The sequence below is a fragment of the Ilyobacter sp. genome, from assembly GCF_041583315.1.
Classification (GTDB): Bacteria; Fusobacteriota; Fusobacteriia; order Fusobacteriales; family Fusobacteriaceae; genus Ilyobacter.
This window is the reverse complement of sequence record NZ_JBFHGC010000419.1, coordinates 1-2,596: the sequence shown is the minus strand read 5'-3', so window position 1 is coordinate 2,596 and position 2,596 is coordinate 1. Positions and strand designations below refer to the sequence as shown.

The 2,596-nt window shown below is 32.0% G+C and carries 3 protein-coding genes; 1 reads left to right on the top strand and 2 read right to left on the bottom strand.

Annotated elements, in window-relative coordinates; genetic code table 11:
* Window positions 1-342 (top strand): LysM peptidoglycan-binding domain-containing protein (locus tag ABZA26_RS12335; RefSeq protein ID WP_372714814.1); only part of this gene is annotated, 342 nt, incomplete at its 5' end.
* Between the two features lie 395 nt (window positions 343-737).
* Here the strand turns inward: ABZA26_RS12335 and ABZA26_RS12330 are convergent.
* Window positions 738-1,445, bottom strand: a complete 708-nt coding sequence (locus ABZA26_RS12330) for a B3/4 domain-containing protein (RefSeq protein ID WP_372714813.1) — start codon at window positions 1,443-1,445, stop codon at window positions 738-740.
* Between the two features lie 129 nt (window positions 1,446-1,574).
* Window positions 1,575-2,384: a MerR family transcriptional regulator gene (locus tag ABZA26_RS12325; protein ID WP_372714812.1), complete on the bottom strand. Its 810-nt coding sequence runs from the start codon at window positions 2,382-2,384 to the stop codon at window positions 1,575-1,577.
* Window positions 2,385-2,596 lie beyond the last annotated feature (212 nt).

Genomic DNA, 2,596 nt, shown 5'->3' with positions numbered 1-2,596 from the left:
GTAAGTGAGAAAGCGACAGAAATGACAGGAGCAGTAAGTGAGAAAGCGACAGAAATGACAGGAGCAGTAAGTGAGAAAGCGACAGAAATGACAGGAGCAGTAAGTGAGAAAGCGACAGAAATGACAGAAGCAGTAAGTGAGAAAGCATCAGAAATGACAGGAACTGTTGAAACTAGTGCAATGGAAGAAGTGCCTTCTACTTATATTGTTAAAAAAGGAGATAGTTTATTTAAAATAGGACAAAAATATAATATATCTTGGAAAAAGCTAGCTGAAGAAAATAACATTGAAGATCCAGATTCTATCCATATTGGTCAAGAGATTAAGATTCCTCAAAACTAAATTGCTAGTTACAAGAGAAATAGCGGGAGATATCTATGCATCAAAAATCTTTTAATAAAAACTTTATCTGAAGGTAGTAGAGGGTCTGAAAAAATAACTACAATCCTATATAGACAAAGCCACTGTAATCCTAGAAGTAATGGATGAACTTATAAAGGTGGAAAAATAATTTTAAGAGATGTAAATGGAAAGCAATGAACGAGACCTAACTGATGATGCTCTAGCAACAGAAGATATCTAGAGTAGCTATAAAATTGTGAAATACTGAAGGAGATAAAAAAACTGCCAATCCATAGAAATCTAAAGAAAAGGCTATGGGTACAGCACTAAAACAGATAAAAATAATATAGGGGCACATGGGATTGATTTCCTATGTGCCCCTAAAATTAGATGGTCTATATTATTTTAATTTCGCTATGAGCTGTGTCCAGGATGCCAATGTTTATAGATCCGCCTAAATTTTCTCGGACAGTTTCTCCTAAATATTGCAATGCTTCCTCAAACTCTTCAAATCTGTTTTTATCAATCAATTCTATACATAGGAAAGCATTCGTTGTATCTTCTGTAAGCATTGTTCTCACTGATTCACGCCAATTCCAGCATCTGCAAACTGCTCCTTCTTCATCTTTATAAATAATTTCACTCTCATATGGAGGAGAGTTTGTATCTGTTCCCAATGTTATAAAATTTTCATTCCCTACCGCCTGAGTTAGTTTTAAATCTCCTACAAAAGTATCGATATTCTCTCCACCACAAGGAAAAGCATATTTCAATGAAACCGAATTATATATATCTACTAAAGGATTTATGGAGTTTATATGATTTCCATTGGAAACTCTTTTTAATAAGGCCTCTATTGATGATCTGGCTCCTTTTTTTGTTTTAAATTTTTTAAATACATCTCTCCAAACTTTAATCGCTGTGTTATTACTAAAGTCAGAGTCTTTAATATGATTTAACGCATCTTTTTCAGCCTCAGAGATCATTTTTTTATAACGATCTGTATCTTTTATTTTGTTATCAATTCCATGACAGATAACAACTCCTATTTTTGCATTTGGAAATAAATTCCAAAACTCGTCTTCAACTATAAACTTCTTCATATTCCCTCCTGAAATTTCTAGATAATAGTTTATGTACCAATACTATAGACTATAACGTATACGTTATAGTCAAACTATATAATATTTTTAATTCATAGATTAGAAAACCGGAGAAACTAAGACAAAGACTTATTCTATTGGAACCAGTATTTCTATTACTTCCCCCACTCCTTTTTCCAGCTGTATCTTTTCCTCGTTAGAGACCTCTATAGCATCTCCGATTATTTTATAAGAGTTTTCCTCTATAAAATCCATCAACTTTTTATAACTGTTTTTCAAGTTTTCAAATGAATCCTTGTGGGTGATGGTTGCACATTTTTTTTCTTTTACATTGACAGCTAGCTCATGCTTTATCTCCTGAGGAATTATAGAACCCACGAATTTCAGGGGATAAATATCCAAATTTTTTAAATTTTTACTGTCTACAATGGCAACATGCTTTTTCTCTTTTAACTGCAGATTTTTTTCTATTTGAGATAATTTTTCAAATGCTTTTTCTATCTGGATGTATCTATAAGGTTTTTTTACATCAACAATAAGCATTCTAAAGTTTATATTGGTTATAATTCCAGGTTTTAAACCCTCAGAAGATTTTACTTTTTCCAGTTCATCATATTTTATCCTGACAATTTCTATTGATTTTTCCATATTTTCTATCTTTTCTTTCATTGTCTTGATCTTGCTCTCCAAGAAATTCTGACTTTCCTCTATACTCTTAAAGTTGGTATATTTTTTTATTTCATTTAATGAAAATCCAGAATTTTTTAGAGCTATTATAAATCTCAGCACATATGTCTGATGTTCCGAATAATATCTATAACCATTCTCCTCGTCTATATAGTAAGGTTTGAAGAGACCTATCTCATCATAGTAGATCAACGTCCTCCTGGATATATTGAAAATTTTTGCTATTTCACTTATTTTATATCGTTCTCTCATTTTTATATTCACTCCTTGACTGTAACGTATACGTTATAGTTTATAATACTTCGTAGACAGAAGAATATCAATATATTTTCAGGAGGAATAATATGAATATAGCAATTGCCAGTCAGGGATTTGGTTTGGGACTCAGCCTAATTGTAGCTATAGGGGCACAAAACAGCTATGTGCTGAAAAAGGGGATATTAAAAAACAATGTGTTTGCAGTG

What these genes read in the sequence shown, in the direction of transcription:
- ABZA26_RS12330 (WP_372714813.1), bottom strand. Translation starts at nt 1,445, where the DNA reads ATGAAGAAGTTTATAGTTGAAGACGAGTTTTGGAATTTATTTCCAAAT.
- ABZA26_RS12325 (WP_372714812.1), bottom strand. Translation starts at nt 2,384, where the DNA reads ATGAGAGAACGATATAAAATAAGTGAAATAGCAAAAATTTTCAATATA.